This is a genomic window from Bradyrhizobium denitrificans, from assembly GCF_013179005.1.
GTDB classification, from domain to species: domain Bacteria; phylum Pseudomonadota; class Alphaproteobacteria; order Rhizobiales; family Xanthobacteraceae; genus Bradyrhizobium; species Bradyrhizobium denitrificans.
The window spans coordinates 43,396-61,046 of sequence record NZ_JABFDP010000009.1 but is presented as its reverse complement, the minus strand read 5'-3'; the positions used below and the strand labels follow the sequence as shown (position 1 = coordinate 61,046).

Annotated in this window: 16 protein-coding genes and 2 tRNA genes; 8 read left to right on the top strand and 10 right to left on the bottom strand. The window is 63.8% G+C overall.

Features of this window, described 5'->3' with window-relative positions; genetic code table 11:
• Positions 1 to 195: 195 nt before the first annotated feature.
• Both HL671_RS11395 and lipA read right to left on the bottom strand, forming a co-directional pair.
• Entirely contained in the window at positions 196 to 669 is a 474-nt protein-coding gene (locus tag HL671_RS11395; RefSeq protein ID WP_172236452.1) for a type II toxin-antitoxin system RatA family toxin, read from the bottom strand.
• Positions 670 to 679: 10 nt separating this feature from the next.
• Positions 680 to 1,639, bottom strand: coding sequence for a lipoyl synthase (lipA, locus tag HL671_RS11390; protein WP_172236451.1), 960 nt, complete (start codon positions 1,637 to 1,639; stop codon positions 680 to 682).
• A 183-nt stretch (positions 1,640 to 1,822) separates the two neighbouring features.
• Here lipA and HL671_RS11385 point away from each other — a divergent pair, with 183 nt between their 5' ends.
• Positions 1,823 to 2,413: a DNA-3-methyladenine glycosylase gene (locus HL671_RS11385; RefSeq protein WP_012044022.1), complete on the top strand. Its 591-nt coding sequence runs from the start codon at positions 1,823 to 1,825 to the stop codon at positions 2,411 to 2,413.
• Between the two features lie 78 nt (positions 2,414 to 2,491).
• Here the strand turns inward: HL671_RS11385 and HL671_RS11380 are convergent, their stop codons facing one another.
• The 5 genes from HL671_RS11380 to HL671_RS11360 all read right to left on the bottom strand — a co-directional run bounded on the left by HL671_RS11380 (position 2,492) and on the right by HL671_RS11360 (position 9,723).
• The gene (locus tag HL671_RS11380) at positions 2,492 to 5,359 is read right to left on the bottom strand and encodes a valine--tRNA ligase (protein ID WP_012044021.1); all 2,868 of its coding nucleotides are present in this window, start codon (positions 5,357 to 5,359) and stop codon (positions 2,492 to 2,494) included.
• Positions 5,360 to 5,702: 343 nt separating this feature from the next.
• On the bottom strand, positions 5,703 to 6,470 hold the full coding sequence (locus HL671_RS11375) for a PopZ family protein (RefSeq protein ID WP_172236450.1): 768 nt from the start codon (positions 6,468 to 6,470) through the stop codon (positions 5,703 to 5,705).
• A gap of 380 nt (positions 6,471 to 6,850) precedes the next feature.
• Positions 6,851 to 8,236, bottom strand: a complete 1,386-nt coding sequence (locus tag HL671_RS11370; RefSeq protein WP_012044019.1) for a TolC family outer membrane protein — start codon at positions 8,234 to 8,236, stop codon at positions 6,851 to 6,853.
• Positions 8,237 to 8,513: 277 nt separating this feature from the next.
• Positions 8,514 to 9,173 carry a protein-L-isoaspartate O-methyltransferase family protein gene (locus tag HL671_RS11365; RefSeq protein WP_012044018.1) on the bottom strand — a complete coding sequence of 220 codons (660 nt, stop codon included), beginning with the start codon at positions 9,171 to 9,173 and terminating at the stop codon, positions 8,514 to 8,516.
• Positions 9,174 to 9,537: 364 nt separating this feature from the next.
• Positions 9,538 to 9,723, bottom strand: coding sequence for a hypothetical protein (locus HL671_RS11360; RefSeq protein WP_012044017.1), 186 nt, complete (start codon positions 9,721 to 9,723; stop codon positions 9,538 to 9,540).
• A 257-nt stretch (positions 9,724 to 9,980) separates the two neighbouring features.
• Here HL671_RS11360 and HL671_RS11355 point away from each other — a divergent pair.
• From HL671_RS11355 to HL671_RS11330, 6 genes are all read left to right on the top strand, one after another.
• Positions 9,981 to 10,055, top strand: a tRNA-Asn gene (locus HL671_RS11355).
• A 201-nt stretch (positions 10,056 to 10,256) separates the two neighbouring features.
• Entirely contained in the window at positions 10,257 to 10,760 is a 504-nt protein-coding gene (locus HL671_RS11350; protein WP_012044016.1) for an NUDIX hydrolase, read from the top strand.
• 20 nt (positions 10,761 to 10,780) lie between these two features.
• Positions 10,781 to 11,623 (top strand): EamA family transporter, encoded by an 843-nt coding sequence (locus tag HL671_RS11345; protein WP_012044015.1) that lies wholly within the window; start codon positions 10,781 to 10,783, stop codon positions 11,621 to 11,623.
• A 158-nt stretch (positions 11,624 to 11,781) separates the two neighbouring features.
• A complete protein-coding gene (locus tag HL671_RS11340; RefSeq protein WP_244424037.1) occupies positions 11,782 to 12,303 on the top strand; it encodes a response regulator in 522 nt (173 codons plus the stop codon).
• Positions 12,281 to 12,697 (top strand): response regulator, encoded by a 417-nt coding sequence (locus tag HL671_RS11335; RefSeq protein WP_012044013.1) that lies wholly within the window; start codon positions 12,281 to 12,283, stop codon positions 12,695 to 12,697. The genes HL671_RS11340 and HL671_RS11335 overlap by 23 nt, the downstream gene beginning before the upstream one ends.
• A gap of 298 nt (positions 12,698 to 12,995) precedes the next feature.
• The gene (locus HL671_RS11330; protein ID WP_012044012.1) at positions 12,996 to 13,175 is read left to right on the top strand and encodes a hypothetical protein; all 180 of its coding nucleotides are present in this window, start codon (positions 12,996 to 12,998) and stop codon (positions 13,173 to 13,175) included.
• 165 nt (positions 13,176 to 13,340) lie between these two features.
• On the opposite strand, the gene HL671_RS11325 is transcribed toward HL671_RS11330, so the two are convergent.
• Together HL671_RS11325 and HL671_RS11320 are read right to left on the bottom strand one after the other, a co-directional pair.
• Complete coding sequence (locus HL671_RS11325; RefSeq protein ID WP_172236449.1) at positions 13,341 to 15,083, bottom strand: methanol/ethanol family PQQ-dependent dehydrogenase; 1,743 nt, start codon at positions 15,081 to 15,083, stop codon at positions 13,341 to 13,343.
• A gap of 93 nt (positions 15,084 to 15,176) precedes the next feature.
• A complete protein-coding gene (locus HL671_RS11320; RefSeq protein WP_172236448.1) occupies positions 15,177 to 15,755 on the bottom strand; it encodes a QcrA and Rieske domain-containing protein in 579 nt (192 codons plus the stop codon).
• Between the two features lie 794 nt (positions 15,756 to 16,549).
• Between HL671_RS11320 and HL671_RS11315 the strand changes: the two genes are divergently transcribed.
• A tRNA-Cys gene (locus HL671_RS11315) sits at positions 16,550 to 16,623 on the top strand.
• 279 nt (positions 16,624 to 16,902) lie between these two features.
• Here the strand turns inward: HL671_RS11315 and HL671_RS11310 are convergent.
• Complete coding sequence (locus tag HL671_RS11310) at positions 16,903 to 17,643, bottom strand: tRNA-uridine aminocarboxypropyltransferase (protein ID WP_172236447.1); 741 nt, start codon at positions 17,641 to 17,643, stop codon at positions 16,903 to 16,905.
• Positions 17,644 to 17,651: the final 8 nt, after the last annotated feature.

Below are 17,651 nucleotides of genomic sequence, written 5' to 3'. Positions count from 1 at the left end.
CAAGCCACAGCGGCGCGAGGCGCCGCGCAGGCGCTGACCCGGGACCCATACGCCGCAGCAGATGTGGTAGAACGAGATCGGAGTCACCGGCGTGCCGCCACACGCGATCCTGTGGTGATGGATCCCCGCTTGCGCGGGGATGACGACTGAGGGTGAGGCGCCGACTGAGGTCGACAATCGGCGAGCGATGCGGCCTTACGTCGACGACACCGCCGGCTTGCGGCCGTAGATCGCATCGGCGCGCTTTTCGAACGCCGCCGACATGCGCGCGAAGATGGTGTCGAACATCGAGCCCATCAGCATCGCCAGCATGCGGCTCTTGAACTCATAGGCGATGAAGAACGTCACCTCGCAGGCGCCCTGCTCGCGCGGCTCGAAGCTCCAGCGGTTCTCGAGGCTCGAAAACGGCCCGCTGACATATTCGACCAGGATCTTGCGTCCCGCACGGTCGAGCGTGACGCGGCTGGTGAAGGTCTCCTTGACCAGCTTGAACGATACCGTCATGTCGGCGACGATCACCTCGAGACCATCGGGCTTCTGGCTGCGCTGCCGCACCACCAGCCGCTCGCACAGCGGCACGAATTCAGGGTAGCGCTCGACATCGGCGACGAGGTCGAACATCTGGTCGGCCGTGTGCGGCACGCGCCGCTTGTTGGAAAATCTCGGCATCTCGTCTCGATCAGCGCGCGAGCGCGTCGCGCGCGGCCTTCAGCTTGGCGAAGTCCTCGCCGGCATGATGCGACGAGCGCGTGAGCGGACTCGCCGACACCATCAGGAAGCCCTTGGTGTAGGCAACGGTCTCGTAGTTGGAAAACTCCTCCGGCGTGACATAGGCCATCACGGCTTGGTGTTTCTTGGTCGGCTGCAGATACTGCCCGATCGTCAGAAAATCGACTTCGGCCGAGCGCAGGTCATCCATCACCTGCAACACCTCGTGGCGCTGCTCGCCCAGGCCGACCATGATGCCGGATTTGGTGAAGATGGTGGGATCGATCTCCTTGACCCGCTGCAGCAGTCGGATCGAGTGGAAGTAGCGGGCGCCCGGACGAACCGAGAGATAGCGCGACGGCACGGTTTCGAGATTGTGGTTGAAGACGTCGGGCTTGGCCGCGACGACCTGCTCCAGCGCACCGTCCTTGCGGAGAAAGTCCGGAGTCAGCACCTCGATCGTGGTGGTCGGGCATGTCGCGCGAATGGCGCGGATGGTCGCGGCGATATGGGCGGCGCCGCCATCCGCGAGATCGTCGCGGTCGACCGAGGTGACGACGACATGGGCGAGGCCGAGCTTGAAGGTGGCTTCCGCAACGTGCTCAGGCTCACCGGCGTCGAGCGCGGCCGGCAGGCCGGTCTTGACGTTGCAGAAGGCGCAGGCCCGCGTGCAGGTGTCGCCCATGATCATGAAGGTGGCGTGCTTCTTGTCCCAGCACTCGCCGATGTTCGGGCAGCCCGCCTCCTCGCACACGGTCACGAGGCCGTTCTCGCGCACGATATTGCGGGTGTCGGCATAGCCGCGGGTGGTCGGCGCCTTGACGCGAATCCAGCTGGGTTTCGCCGGCGAGATGGAATCCGGCCGGTTCGCTTTTTCGGGGTGGCGCGGGCGCAGCGGCGTGTTCGAGAGCGTGTCGACGATGGTGACCATGGGGACCTGGCAAACCTCTGTTGCGCCCTAGCTATTCCGTGCCGGGGCGCGCCGCAACCGGCTGGCCGAGGATACCAGGGCATGGCAGATATGGGCAGCGCGGAACAGCGCTCATCGCGGCGGATTTTCTCGAGAATGGCGCAAAAACCGGCAAAATCCCCCGGAGTTTCACGGCCTCGGCCGATGGCCGCAGGCCAACGACTCACCCGGGCGTTCTTCGCCCGCGCCGTGCTGGAGGTCGCGCCGGAGCTGATCGGGGCGACGTTCCTGGTCGACGGCGTCGGGGGCGTGATCGTCGAGGTCGAGGCGTATCACCACACCGACCCGGCGGCGCATTCGTTCCGCGGGCCGACGCCGCGCAACCAGGTGATGTTCGGCCCGCCCGGCTTTGCCTATGTCTACCGCTCCTACGGCATTCACTGGTGCGTGAATTTCGTTTGCGAGGCCGAGGGCTCGGCCAGCGCGGTGTTGATCCGGGCGATCGAGCCGACGCTCGGCGTCGACGAGATGCAGCGGCGGCGCCGGCTGGAGGATGTCAGGGCGCTGTGCTCAGGGCCCGGCAAGCTGACGGAGGCGATGGGGATCACGATTGCGCACAACGGCCTGCCGCTGGATCGTCAACCGATCGAGCTGTTCGCGCGCCCGGCCGATGTCGAGGTCGTCACCGGCGTCCGCATCGGCATCACCAAGGCGGTCGAGCTGCCCTGGCGGTTCGGCCTGAAGGGCTCGCGCTTCCTGAGCAAGCCGTTTCCTCCGTCATCGCGAGGAGCGTAAGCAACGAAGCGATCCAGGGCTACGCGCGGGACCCTGGATTGCTTCGCTGCGCTCGCAATGACGACGGAGAGAGCGGAGCTACCCCACGCCCTGCAGCCGCGACAGCGCGTCCTGGAACTTGGCCTTGCGGGCCAGCGCCGCCTCGCGCTTTTCCTTCTCTTCCTCGACGAGCTCTTCCGGCGCGTTGGCGACGAACTTCTCGTTGCCAAGCTTCTTGTCGACCCGCTCGATATCGGCGTCGGCCTTGGCGATTTCCTTGGCCAAGCGGGTGCGCTCGGCGGCGAGATCGACGACGCCCTTGAGCGGCAGGGCCGCCACCTCGCCACGCACCACGAGTTGAGCAGCCCCCTCAGGCGCGGTGTCGGCGAACGAGATGTCCGAAAGGCGCGCAAGCCGTTTGATCACGTCGCTCCAGCGCGGCGCGCGCTCTTTCGTCTCGGCGGACGCACCGACCAGCGCCAGCGGCATCAGGGTCGCGGGCGGGATGTTCATCTCGGCCCGGACCGAGCGGATCGCCGTGACGAGATCGACCACCCAGCCGATCTCGGCCTCGGCCGCCTCGTCCTTGAAGCTGGCGGCGTTGAACGCGACCAGGACCGGCGGCACCAGCGGATCGCCGAAGCTCGCGGCCGACAGCGCGGCAATCTCGGCGACGGTCGGCACGTCCGTGCGATGCGGCCAGGGCGACAGGGTCAGCAGGCCGTCGCGCTTGGCGGTCGATTCCCACAGCGCCTCGGTGATGAAAGGCATGAAGGGATGCAGCAGCTTGAGGATCTCGTCGCGCGCCCAGGCGACCATGGCGCGGGTCTCGGCCTTGGCCGGGCTGTCCTCGCCGAGCAAAGTCGGCTTGGCGAGCTCGACATACCAGTCGCAATAGACGTCCCAGACAAAGCGGTAGATCGCGTTCGCCGCATCGTTGAAGCGATAGGCCTCCAAAGCTTCAGTGACCTCGCGCGTGGCAGCGGCGGCCTCATGGGCGATCCAGCGGTTGAGCGTCTCCTTGGCGGAGGCCGGATCGAAGCCCACCGGCACCGTGCAGCCGTTCATCTCGGCAAAGCGGCTGGCGTTCCAGAGCTTGTTGGCGAACTTGCGGTAGCCGTCGACGCGCTGGGTCGACAGCTTGATGTCGCGGCCTTGGGCGGCCATCGCCGCGAGCGTGAAGCGCAGCGCGTCGGCGCCGTGCTCGTCGATCAGTGCCAAGGGATCGATGACGTTGCCCTTCGACTTCGACATCTTGGCGCCCTTCTCGTCACGGACGAGCGCGTGGATGTAGACAGTCGAGAACGGCACCTCCTTCATGAAGTGCAGGCCCATCATCATCATGCGGGCGACCCAGAAGAAGATGATGTCGAAGCCGGTGACCAGCACGTTGGTCGGGTAGTAGCGCTTCACCTCCGGCGTATCGTCCGGCCAGCCAAGCGTCGAGAACGGCCACAGCGCCGAGGAGAACCAGGTGTCGAGAACATCTTCATCACGTGTGATGAAGCCCGCGCGCTTGTTGCGGTCGAGGGCCATTGCGCGGCCCTGCTCGGCCGTGATGACCTCCTGCTCGACATAGTACGCAATGGCGTGGCTGACGGCCTCCTCCTCGGTCTCAGCGACGAACACCTTGCCGTCGGGACCGTACCAGGCCGGGATCTGATGGCCCCACCACAGCTGGCGCGAGATGCACCAGGGCTGGATGTTCTCCATCCACTCGAAATAGGTCTTCTCCCAGTTGCGCGGCACGAACGTCGTCGCGCCTGACTTGACGGCGGCAATCGCCGGCTTTGCCAGCGTCTTGGCGTCGACATACCACTGGTCGGTGAGGTACGGCTCGATGACGACGCCGGAGCGGTCGCCATGCGGCACCATGTGGGTGTTGGGCTCGACGCGCTCGAGGAAGCCGAAGGTCTCCAGCCGCTCCAGGATCTTCTTGCGCGCGGCGAAGCGCTCGACGCCGTGGAACTCCCGCGCAAACTCCTCCGAGCCCTCGGGCAGCCCGCGCAGATAGTCCTCGTTGTCGACGAGGGCGATGCAACCCTCGCGGTCGAGAATGCTGATCTGCGGCAGGCCGTGGCGGCGGCCGACCTCGAAATCGTTGAAGTCATGCGCCGGCGTGATCTTGACCGCGCCGGTGCCCTTCTCCGGATCGGAATAGGTGTCGGCGACGATCGGGATCTCGCGGCCGACCAGCGGCAGGATCACGCGCTTGCCGACGAGATGCTGATAGCGCTCGTCATCCGGGTGCACGGCAACCGCGCTGTCGCCGAGCATCGTCTCGGGACGCGTGGTGGCCACGACGATGAAACTGGTCGGATCCTCGGGGTTGAAGGTTTTGCCCTCGATCGGATAGCGCAGGTACCAGAGGTTGCCCTTGACCTCGATCTGCTGCACCTCGAGATCCGAGATCGCCGTCAGCAGCTTCGGGTCCCAGTTGACCAGCCGCTTGTCCTTGTAGATGAGGCCGGCGCGGTGCAGCTCGACGAACACCTTCACGACGGCCTTCGACAGGCCCTCGTCCATGGTAAAGCGCTCGCGGCCCCAATCGCAGGAGGCGCCGAGGCGCTTGAGCTGGTTGATGATGGTCCCGCCGCTCTCGTCCTTCCACTGCCACACGCGTGCGAGGAACTTCTCGCGACCCATCTCGCGGCGGCCCGGCTGCTGGCGTTCCATCAGCTGGCGCTCGACCACCATCTGGGTGGCGATGCCCGCATGGTCGGTGCCCGGCTGCCACAGCACGTCCCGGCCGCGCATCCGCTCGAACCGGCACAGGATGTCCTGCAGCGTATTGTTGAGTGCGTGCCCCATGTGCAGCGAGCCGGTCACGTTGGGCGGCGGGATCACGATCGTAAAGGGATCGGCATCCCGGCGATCGGGACGGCCGGCGGAGAATGCGCGCGCATCCTCCCAGACCAGGGACATGCGGCCTTCGAGGTCGGCGGGCTGATAATTCTTGTCGATCATCACATTTCCAGCGGGCGCAGGGCCGGCCGTCCAATTCATCTATCGCGGAACTCGTCTTGGCCTTCGGTCGCGACCTGAAAAAGCTCACGCAAGCTGTTGGGACTTGGCTATTTTTCGACTGATGCCCGGTCCGGGATCGCGTTCTCGGGAGAGCACGCTGCGATCCGCCGGGCCTGCATCAGCTTGAACGGGCTAGAAAGCCGCCACGCGCCGCCAAGTCAACAGCGGCGGCGAACATTGATGGCAAACGGAGACAACGCCAGCCCTCTTGCGTGAGGAACCGGGTCGCGAAAACAGCCGGCCTGCGTCAGGAGACCGGCAGCCCGCGCGACAAGATCCGCCGCTAGCGGCCGCGCGAGACCCGCTCGATCTCCGCCTTGACGATGCGCTCGACCAGGGCCGGCAGATTGTCATCAAGCCACGATTTGAGCATCGGCCGCAGCATTTCCTTGACCAGATCCTCGAGCGTCCGGGCATTGTTGCTCAACACGGTATTGGCGAGCGCATTGAACGCGGACTCCACGGCGTTCACCGTGGACGGCGCAAGGATCGGCTGCTTCGGCGGCATGGCCTCGAAGGCCGATTCGAAAGCCGGGGCCGCTGCAGGCTGCGGCGCTTTACGGGCAAGACGTCCGGATTCAATGAACTCGATATCGTCCTGCGGCTCGACCTTGCGGAAGGAAGCCGCTGCGGGGGCTGGAGCGGGGGTCGGTGGGGCCACTGCCATGTCGTCCGTCAACTCAAGTACTTCAGGTTCGGGATCAGGCTCAGGTTCAGCCGGCGGAGCCTCGGCCGCCGGCGCAGTCGTTTCATCCAAACCCGCCAGCAATGCGTCAATGTCGTCCTGGCTGTTACTTGCGGGCGCCGGCGCGGGCGCAGGGGCCGGCGGAGTCACAGCCTTCGCCGGAGCCGCCGCCGCAATCTTCGACGGCGGAACGTCGTTCATCACAGGCTTCGGTGCCGGCGCAGCCGGCTTCTCGGCCTTGGGGGGCTCAGGTGCAGCAGCTTTTTCGGCTGCCGGGGGCTTGGCCTCATCATCGGCAATGATCCGCCGGATCGACGCCAGAATCTCCTCCATCGAGGGTTCTTGGACCTTTGCAGGCTGCGTCATTTCCGACTCCAAATCAGCGACGCCGCCGCACGCGTCGTCTTAGCGCGAATGCAAAAAGCGCCGGATCCAAGTGGCTCGGACTTCGCTGTGGTCATGCCGACTTGTCCCAGACGCGGCCTCAATCGATGCAAACAACGGAACGATACTGACCAGATCGGAGACTATTCTTAGAACAACATCCGACGCACTGCGAATCGTTCCGCGGCCATTTTGAGGCTATGTCATGGCAACATTTGAATGCAAGCAACGGCCGCCCGCAACCGGGGGAGCACGGAAATTGACGGAGAAGCGTCGCCCGCCGACCACAACCTGAGCATGTGCCACAAACGCAAATCCCTCGGCCAATGGCCGAGGGATCAAGAATCGAAGTTAAGATCCGACTAACGGCCGTCGGGAGTGCGGACGCCAGCCCAGCTGTCACGAATCTGCTGGTAGTGCACGGTTGGATCATACGTCGTCGTGGGCAGCCGCAGCACTTGCGGCGACAGGCGACCGACCGTCTGCAGCACGGTGTAGGATGCAACGACGCGGTCATGCTGGGCGTTCACAAGCGAGTTCCGCGCATTGACAAGCGCCTGCTGCGCGTTAAGGACGTCGAGCGTCGTACGCTGGCCGGCCTTGGCCTCCTCGCGAACGCCGTTCAGGGCGATTTCCGAGGCCGCCACCTGCGCCTGTGCCGACTGCACCTGCGCCTTGCCGGCGAGCAGCTTGCCCCAGGCCGAAACCACGTCGGACCGGACCTGGTCGCGGGTCTGCTCGAGCGCGAGACGTTGCTGCGCCAGCGTCTCCTTCGACTGCCGGATCAAGGCATATTCGCCGCCGCCCTGATAGATCGGCACAGTGAGCTGTGCGGCCGCGCCGGCGCTGAAGGAGCGATAGGAGGTCAGCTGCGATTCGTAGGCCTGCGTTGCCGAGGCCTGGACGGTCACGGTCGGCAGCAAGGCTCCTTCGTTGATCTTGACCTGCAGATATTGAACGTCGATGCCATACATCGCCGAGGTTACGCTGGGGCTCTCGGTCAGCGCCGTCTCGATCGACTGCTGCAGCGAGGGCGGCAGGTAACGATCGACGGGAGAGCCCGGCGCGAGGTTCTCGGGATCGTTGCCGATGATACGGCGGAAGTTCGAGCGCGTGGCCGTCAGATTGGATTCGGCCGTCAGTTGCTGCGTGCGGCCGGCTGCGAGTTGCGCTTCGGACTGCGCAACGTCGGTGCGCGTGACCTCGCCCACATTGAAGCGATCGCGCGTCTGTTTGAGCGTCTGTTCCAGAACCCGCGTATTGCTGCGCTGAACCTCGACGATCGCCGCATCGCGCAGATAATCCATATAGATGGTCGCAGCCTGCAGCAGCACCGACTGTTCGAGCACCCTGAGGGCCTCGCGCTGACCCGACACACTCGCCTCGGCCTTGCGGACGCCGTTCGCCGTCTGCTGGCCGTTGTAAAGCGTCTGGTTCACGGTCAGGCCGACGCTGCGGGGCCTCAATAGGCCATGGGCCGCCGCAGTCCCGGGCGCGACCTGCCCGTCCTGATACTGAACTCCACCCGATGCTTGAAGATTGACCTTCGGCCGGTAGCCCGAAAGTGCCTGCGGCACGCCTTCGTCGGTGGCGCGAACGAGAGCTCGCTGCGCGTTCAGCTGCGGGTTGCTCTGATAGGCGCGCACCAGCGCAGCCTCGATCGTGTCGGCCAACGCAGGCGTCGGGCCTGCGCAAGCCATCACGAGGACCGCAGCCGCCGCTGCGGTGACGACCTTCACCCCAAACATCCCTGTTCCATTCATTGTTGTTACCGGCTCGAACGCCAAAGCCGGGCCGTAAACCTGTTAGAGACTCCCGCGCACCTCACACCTTATTCCCCATGCCTGCGCAACGGAACCTCTCTGCCCGGAACCCATGCGGAAAACTGTCGACGTGCAGCATCCAAGCCACACTTCTGATTTGAAACAGATTTTCGCCGGCCCGCAGCCGTGAAGACGACCGAAAGCCACCGTGCCCTGAGCGGATCACAGCCCAATGCGGCTCGTCCCCAGGGAACCGCAGGAGTTAGAAAACGAACTCGGGGACCTGCTCGAGACCAGGAAGGATCGGTGCCGCAGCGTCGAACAGGGTCCTGCTGCCCACTTCACCATGGGATCGCGTAAAGATGATGGCACGGGCCGGCTTGGTCTTCGCGGAGACGCCGACCAGGCGACCGCCTTCCTTGAGCTGGCGGCACAGCCCATCGACCGCGATCTCGGTCGCCCCGTTGAGAAGAATCACGTCGAAGCGACCATCGGCCGGATCGCCCTGCACGGCAGGCGCGACGCGAACAGAGACACTCGCGATGCCGGCCAGCAGCTGCTTGGCGCGCCCCTCGAGAGCTGGGTCCGGATCGGTCGCGACCACGCTGGCCGCAAGCTTCGCCGCAAGCGCGGCAAGGTAGCCCGTCGCGCACCCGACCACGAGCACGTGATCGGTCGGCTTGATCTCGGCGGCCTGAAGCAGCTTACCCGTCAGCATGGGGGTGATCAGGAAGCGCTGGGCCGAGCCGGCTTCCGACACGTTGAGATTCTGGTCGAGATAGGCCAGCGCCTGCCGGTCCGACGGGACGAAGTTCTCGCGCGGCACCGTCAGCATCGCATCCAACACACGGTGGTCGGTAACGTCGTTGGTGCGCACCTGGCCATCGACCATTTTCTGACGCGCCGTCGCGAAGGGGAGCATGAGCAGACCTGCAAGCAAAGAGGATGAACCGCGAACGATCTGCGCACCCTTTTGGTACAAGGTCGGTGAAAACGCAACACGCGGATCGTCCGGATACACCGCGCACATCGTCAGACCATGGGTCAGACCTCAGGTCAGACGACGGCCTGGCGCCGCATCGGCATGGCGGCGCATGCAGCGCTTCGATTCGGACCGAGCGTCCGCCGGCTCATCGGCGAACGCCGCAATCGCGTGTCTTCGAGGTCGCGTCGGATTGGATCTCGGAGCACGCGGGGGCGCCGACTCAATGGATCGGTGGACCCGGGCGGACGCGGACCCGGCCGGAGAATGTCAGTCGTTTTGGCCGATCCTCTTGAGTCGAGGGTTACTCGATCACAACCGCTAGGCGGCCGAGCAGCTGCGCAACCTCATCCAGCCGCTCCGACTCACCGCGGCTGACGGCATGGACCAAGCGCGACAGGCACTCGTCGTCGGAGAGTCGCTCCATCGGGTCGGGAATCAGCGACGGTGACGACACGCTTTCGGCGGCTTGAAAGGGGGTGTTCGACATCTGAAACGGCTCCATGTCCGAGGCAGCGGCAAGTTCCGGCCTACTATCCGCAGCCGATTGCGCCGATTCTAGTGAAATTCCTGTCACCCAATTGTGGGCGACGGCTGCCCATCAAGCGTTCAGATCATGGATAAACCCATGATTTTCCGTGTTTTTGGCCTCGGCGCGACAATCGTCACAAAGATGCGATTTGGTTCTAGGCAAGGCCAAAAGGCTTTGTTATACGCACCCCGCTCGCGAGGCATTGCTTCGCCTGTTCCTCGGTAGCTCAGCGGTAGAGCATTCGACTGTTAATCGAATGGTCGCTGGTTCGAATCCAGCCCGGGGAGCCAATTCGGCCGATGCCGACTGGCTCGCTTAGACAATCCAACCCAAGATCATCTGACAGGTAGGCCGCTCGAACAGGCACGCGTGCGCTGCGCATCCCGTGCCGCAGGCAGACTGCTCGCAGCAAGACCCGGCCTCCCCAACTGCCTTGACGTCACCGATTCGGTCGGGCAAGCGACCAGTCCAGCTCCAAGGCAACGTCAGCCATGCCCATCTCCGATCACCTGAGAGCCGTCCGCAGCAAGGTCGGCCACGATCTGCTTGCGACCACGGCCGTCTCGATCTCGCTGTTCGATGACCAGGGTCGGATCCTGCTCGGCCGCGACGCGGAGACGGGCCATTGGACCCTGCCCGGCGGCGCCATCGATCCGAACGAGCATCCCGCCGACGCCGCGACGCGCGAATGCTTCGAGGAGACTGGTCTGCTCGTCCGTCCCCAGCGCCTGCTCGGCGTGTTTGGCGGCCCCGAATTCCTCATCCGCTATCCCAACGGAGATCTGACTTATTACACGGTGATCGCGTTCGAGGCAGCCGTCATCGGCGGTGCGCTCGCAGCCGATGGCGACGAGATCGCGGCGCTGCGCTTCGTCGACAGAACGGAGTGGGAAGCGCTCGATATCTCCCCCTCGAGCCGCATCATCTCGCGCCGGGCGTTCGAGCGCGATGCCGTCCCCTATTTCGCGCCGGCCTGCTGGCGGCCCGAGAGCTGATACCCGCGAGACCTTCGCCGTTGGACCCAATCGCCGCGCTTCTGATGCTGCTCGCCGGTCTGCTTCACGCAAGCTGGCACGCGATCGTCAAGAATGGCAGCGGCCTTTCCATCCTGGCCGGGATGGGTCTGGTCAGCAGCGTCGTGACGCTACCCTTCCTGTTCCTGGTCCCGATTCCCTCCCCCTCGACCTGGCCGATCATCCTGGCGTCGCTTGTGCTGCATGCGGCGTACAAAGCGAGCCTGGCGGTGACCTACGGGTCAGCCGAGTTCGGGCGCTCTTATCCCATCGCCCGCGGCTGCGTGCCGCTGTTCGCAGCGGTGTTCGCCTATCTGGCGCTCCAGCAGCCGCCGCAGATCGGACAGTTGATCGGCATCGCACTCATCAGCGTTGGGATCATCGGCCTCGCGCGAGATCGCGTCCATGGCTCGATCGATCGCCGCGCGTTTGCTGCGGCTGTCCTCGCTGCCGCGATGGTTGCTGCCTATTCGGTCGTTGATGCCGCCGGGACTCGCCAGGCGGCCGGATGGGCCTCGTTCACCGCTTGGATCATCGTGCTCGACAGCCTGGTGTTCCTCCTCGTCGCGGCGATACGACGCGGCCCGGTCCTCTTCGCCGAGATCCGAACGGCCTATGTTTCGGTCGTGATCGCCGGGCTGCTGGGTCTGACATCCTTCGCCGTGTTCCTCTGGGCGCTGAGCAGGAATCCGATCGCCAACGTCGTCGCGTTTCGCGAATGCAGCGTTCTGTTTGCCAGCCTGATCGGGATTGTCGTCCTGAAGGAAAAGGCCACGCTCTGGCGAGCAACCTGCGCTGCACTGATTGCGTCGGGCCTCGTATGGATCGCAATGCTCAAAACGTGATGAGCAGCACATCGACGCCAACGCTATCATGGCTCCATGTTCATCGTATCGTACACAACTTGAGGAACAACACGGTCGCAGTAGTGGCCCGTAAAACTCCTGGTTGCAAACTTGATACAACTAATTCAGTGTCAATTACTTATTCGTTTTGAGTCTTGATGCATTGTCTGTCGCGTGCGTGTCCTTCAGTCAGGCCGATACTGAGGTGGCCCATGCCTACTGTTCTCATTATCGATGATGATTCTGCGACGCGCGCGGCGCTTGAAACCCTGCTCAAAAAGAAGAAGTTCTGCGTCTTTCTCGCGCCCGACGGACCGACCGGTATTCGTTTGATCGGCAGCGTGTCATTCGACGCTGTCGTGATCGATATGTTCATGCCGGGCATGGACGGAATTGCGACCATTCGCGAATTGATCAAGATCGATCCGACCGTTCCGTTCATCGCAATCTCCGGCTACGCATTCACGGACAAGAAACAGGGAGCTCCCGACTTCCTCGGAATGGCGATCAAGCTCGGGGCGACGGCTGCGCTGCAGAAGCCGTTCGACCTCCTTGATCTGCTCGAAGCTGTGGATCGCGCCATCGAGGTCCGCCAGCGGCTTCTCGCCGACGCGCGCGGCAACCTCGCACCACACCGGCATCTGAGCGGAGAGCCTCATGACGAACATCCTGGTCGTTGATGACGAAGTTGGTGTCTGCTGTGTCATTCAGCATCTTCTAGTTCGTGAGGGATATGCGGTGACTGCCCTGACCGACGGACGCCAGGCTCTTGACGTTGTTGCCCGCAGCGATTTCGCCGCGGCCCTGATCGATCTCAATCTGGCCGACATCGACGGCAACGACGTCATACGAGCGGCACGTGCGGCGCGCCCGAACATGCCGATCGTCATGATGTCGGGCATGGTCCTCGAATCAGACCACGGAATGCCGGAGTCCCTGGGACTATCGGCGAGGGTTCAGAGACTTCATCGACTGGCCAAACCCTTCAAGCCGAAGGACCTCGCGCAATTGATGCGCGAGATTCTTACCCCCGATGAAGCGTTCGCCCCTGCCAGGATGCAGTGCCGGCAGTAATCACATCGGAACGCCAGTTCGGTGGTCGCGGCGTCTTCGCTTGCGAGGTCTGCGAATCGCCAGGGCAATGCCTCTGGCTGGCGGCTCCGAGCAATTGTCGACAGGTAAGATAATCTCGCCGCGAATGTGACGCAGTTCACATCGCGCCCGACCTGATTTGGCTACCGTCGTGAGGAACGAAAGATAACGGTAACCAATTAAGCCCTTCGTCCGCGATCCTTACAATTTTAGTGATCCGTTCAATTTGGACAGAGTGGAGCTTTGACATGGTGGCCGCGCAGATTGCGCGAGGGCCATGATGAGCGAAGCCGAGTATGAACTGTTGCTGGATGCTGTAAGATCGGCAGTTGCGCCTGAGCCCGAGATTGATTCGATGACCCGCCTATTCTCGATGTTGCGGTTTCCCCAAGCAGCTAACGACAATCAGGGCGCTTGGCCGCTGATCCCCTTCCCCGACGGCTGGTTTGCGGCCTGCTGACTGCATCCTGATCGGACATGTGTTCTGCCCGGCGGCAGGCTGAGCCGTCGTCGCGACACACCGAATCAACATCGCCGTATTGCAGCACCATGTTGCAGCGCAATGCAGCGGTGCTCACAAACGGTCAGGCGACGGCGTGCGGCCGTCGCCTGACCAACTGCGCTTCTACTTCTTGACGGCGAAGACCCAGACCACACCGCCCTGCGGGACATTGTCCTCCAATCCGGTGTTGCCCTTGGCAAGCGCATCCTGGATGCGCTGCGCATCGACGCCCCAGCCGGACTGCACCGCGATGTATTGCGTGCCGTCGACCTCATAAGCGACCGGCATGCCCATGATTCCCGAGTTGGTCTTCTGCTCCCACAACAGTTCGCCCGTTTTGGCGTGGAAGGCCCGGAACATCCGGTCATTGGTCCCGCCGACCAGAACCAGATCGCCGGCCGTCGCCGTCACCGAGCCGAACAGCTGTGACTTCGGGAAATTGTGCGACCAGACCTTTTTGCCCGAGGCCGGATCCCACGCCTGCAGCTCGCCGAAATGGTCCGCTCCCGGCCGCACCGTCAGCCCGATATCCTCCGCCTTGGTGCCGAGCCAGAGCTGTCCGGGAACGAGCGGCAGCTTCTCGCCGGTGAAGCCGCCGCAGAAATTCTCATTCGCCGGCACATAGACGAAGCGCGTCTTCTGGCTGTAGGCCGCCGATGGCCAGTCCTTGCCGCCCCATAGCGACGGACAGAAGTCGACGCGCTTGCCGAGCGTCGGCTTGTGCGCGGGATCGACGATCGGCCGTCCGGTCTCCGGCTCGATCCCCTTCCACACGTCGGTGTGAACGAAGGTCCAGCCATTGACGTAGTTGATGCGCTCCGGCGTGCGCTCGAGCACCCAGAAGATGGCGTCGCGCCCCGGATGAATCAGGCTCTTGAAGCTGCGGCCATCGCGCTGCAGGTCGACCAGCATCGGCGCATCGACCTCATCCCAGTCCCATGAATCGTTCTGGTGGTACTGGAAATGCGTCTTGATCTTGCCGGTGGCAGGGTCGAGCGCGATCACCGAGCTGGTATAGAGATTGTCACCCGGATGCAGGCCGCCGGGCCACGGCGCCGCGTTGCCGACGCCCCAATAGACGGTCTTGGTGTCCGTGTCGTAGGTGCCGGTCATCCAGGCGGAGCCGCCGCCACTCTTCCAGTCGTCACCGCTCCAGGTGTCATGCCCCGGCTCGCCCTCGCCGGGGATCGTGAAGGTGCGCCAGAGCTCCTTGCCGTCCTCGGCATCGTAGGCCACGACATAGCCGCGCACGCCGAACTCGCCGCCGGAGCCGCCGACGATGACCTTGCCGTCGACGATCAGCGGCATCAGCGTCAGATATTGTCCCTTCTTGTAGTCCTGGACCTTCTTGTCCCACAGCACCTTGCCGGTCTTGGCATCGAGCGCGACCAGGTGATCGTCGGTCGTGGCGAGATAGAGCTTGTCCTGCCACAAGCCGACGCCACGGTTCGTCGGATGCAATTGGAACAGATCCTCGGGCAGCTCGCGCTTGTAGCGCCAGTATTGATCGCCGGTCTTGGCATTCAGCGCGATCACCTGTCCCATCGGTGTGGTGATGAACATCACCCCGTTATTGACCAGCGGCGGCGCCTCATGGCCCTCGATCACGCCCGTGGCGAAGGTCCACACCGGCACCATATTCTTCACATTGGTGGTGTTGATCTGGTCGAGCGGGCTGTAGCCCTGGCCGTCATAGGTGCGGCGGTAGAGCATCCAATTGCCGGGCTCCGGATTCTCCAACCGTGCCGGCGTGACGGGACTGTAGTTCTCGATCGGACCGGCGAGCGCGGTTTGTGCGGCGACACAGGTGAACGCGACGGTGCTCGAGAGCAGCCATTGCTTGATGGTCTTCGACGTGATGGTCATGGACGAACCTCCCCTGCTTTCGTTTTTCGCTTCAATTGTCGTGACGTTTGACTGTCGAGACGATGCGAGTTCCGATAGGCACACGAGACCTCATCAGCCCTGCTGGCCACCTACCTTTCCGATGAAGGGGGCAGCGATCACGAGAGCGCCATCCTTGATGACGAGCGGCAGCGCAGCCAGCCTGCGCGGCGCCGGCCCGAACACCACCTGCGCGCCACGCCGCGGATCATATTCGGAGTTGTGACACATGCATTTGAAGACTTCGTCGTTGCCTTCCGTCGCCTTGATCCAGGCCGTCACTGGGCAGCCCGCATGCGAGCAGATCGCCGAATAAGCGACGATGCCGCCGGCCGCGCGCGGGCGCGTGTCCTCGTCGAGTTCGTTAGGATCGAGCCTGACGAGAAGCACCTCGTTCAAGCGCGACCCATCGCGCACGATCGCATTCGCTGCATCCTTCGGCCACGCGTGCACCGGCGGTTCGCCGACCTTCAAATCATCCGGCGTGATCGTCTGCCCCGCGCGCTCCCCTTCCGAGAACACGAGAAGGTCGCCCTTCTGCGGCCGCTTCTCCTTGCGCGGATCGTCCTCATCGCCGGCCGCTGCGCCCGTGACAGACGCGCATGCGACAAGCGTGCCGAGAACCACCGAGCGGCGTGTCGGATGATCGTTCATGATTGATCTTTGCGAGTGATGTCGTGCGTGATTCGAGAGAATGCTGCTCTGCCGCCCAGCGTCCCGCAGCGCACTCTATCATAGAACAATTACATCAACACAACCTGACAAAATCAAGGCGCGCTACGCGATTTCGCCGCGAAGTTATCAACTATCGTCGCTGCTGCGCGTCATTGCAGGTGCAGCACGCGATCCACGAGCGACATCTCGCATGCCGAATGCAGAACTCGCACAGCAAGCATCCGCATCCGAGCGGCGATAGCGATGTCCTGACGCTGCTCATTCCGGTCGAGCCCGCAAGACGGCGTAAAACTGATCTTTTTTGTATGTGAGACCTGGTCAGGAATTGCACGCAGCCAACTTCATCGACGAACGTCTGCTCACCAATGCACTGCGCAATGTTCGTTAGTCAGGATATCCCGACGTCGCTCGCGCCGCTTCGTGAGGATCGCGCTCCAACCTGGAGACCTCGACCGTCAGGGCTACGATCTATTCACACCAACGCGCCGTGCGACCCGACAAGATCATGACAACGGACCTGTTTCACGAGGCTGCTCCGGATGCGGACAGTGGTCTGAAAAGGATGCTCGGACGGGTCCACTGAGGTTCGCCCGCTGTTCGCAGGACGTCACCGACCAGACTTCGCCCTGGGCTTCTGCGGGACTCGGGCGAGTTCGGAAACGGGCTGCCGCGTGTCCGACCCGATCCAAGAGAGCGATCTCAGAACTGGTGGACGGAACGAAACAGGGCGGTTGCTTAAGCCGTTGATCTCCGGTATCGATCCGCCGTGTTGGGGCCACGTGGCGGAGTGGTTACGCAGCGGTCTGCAAAACCGTTTACACCAGTTCAATTCTGGTCGTGGCCTCCACTCAATCAAATCAAACGGTTAGCGTCGTCACTCGGTCGGATCTTCCGACCTAGACCGGCAGATCGTCGATCCCTCCGGGATAGGGCGCCTGTCCCCGCGGCCACGCCAGGATGGCGCAGCGCTGTCCTGTCCCGGAGCAGGTTGCGGATGGCTCCACTCCCGCGCGACTGACCCGCCGGCTCGCATAATCCCGGAATTGCACCACGTTCGACTTTTCGACGTCCTGCATAGCTCGCTTCCTCATGCTATGCTGCAATGCAAGAAGCGTACCTTTGGTTCCTAAACCCGGCGTTTACGGCCGCGCCGATCCGGCTTGCCGCGGGGCTTGGGCCGCGGGGTGAGCTCCGGATGCTCTTTTTCGACCTCCTGATACCGCGCCAGCATGCGCTCGAAGCTGGCGTCGAGGGCCGCGGCGATCTCCGGTCGGCGTTCCAGCGCCGCCATCAACAGGCCCGCCGCCTCGATGGTCGACAGCCCGTCGCGGCGCGGTTCCCGGCGCAGATGTCCATAGCGCGAGGGCCGGCGCGGCCCGAGGATCACGCGCTGGCATTTCAGCATCCAGGGATTCCGCCACCACAGCGCCTTGGCCTGGCTCCAGGTGCCGTCGAGCAGGATCACGCCATCGATCGATTTGAGGATCGCGCGCTGGTTCTCGGCGACCTCTCCCTTCCGCGTGAGGGCCAGCACCTCGCTGTCGGGGTCGAGATCGGCCGCCTTGGCCGACCCGAGATAAAGAATCGCCCAGCGCGCGGGGTCTGCGACGGCGCGGCCCAGCGCCTTGGCCAGACTCGGCCAGGACAGCCCGACCCTGACCACCGCGGTCTTGAAATGCTGCGCGGCGAGCCGCGCTGTGCCGAGCGCACGGTCCTGCTCCTGCGGATGCTGCAGGATCAGCAGTCCCAAGCGGCTCTCCAGCGGCGTGACGCTGTCGCAGATGCACAGCGGCAGCGGCTTCTGACAGTGCGGGCAATCGGGTGGCGCTTCCGCGAGCGGCGGATGATCGTGGGGCTGGTCTGACATAGCGCGGC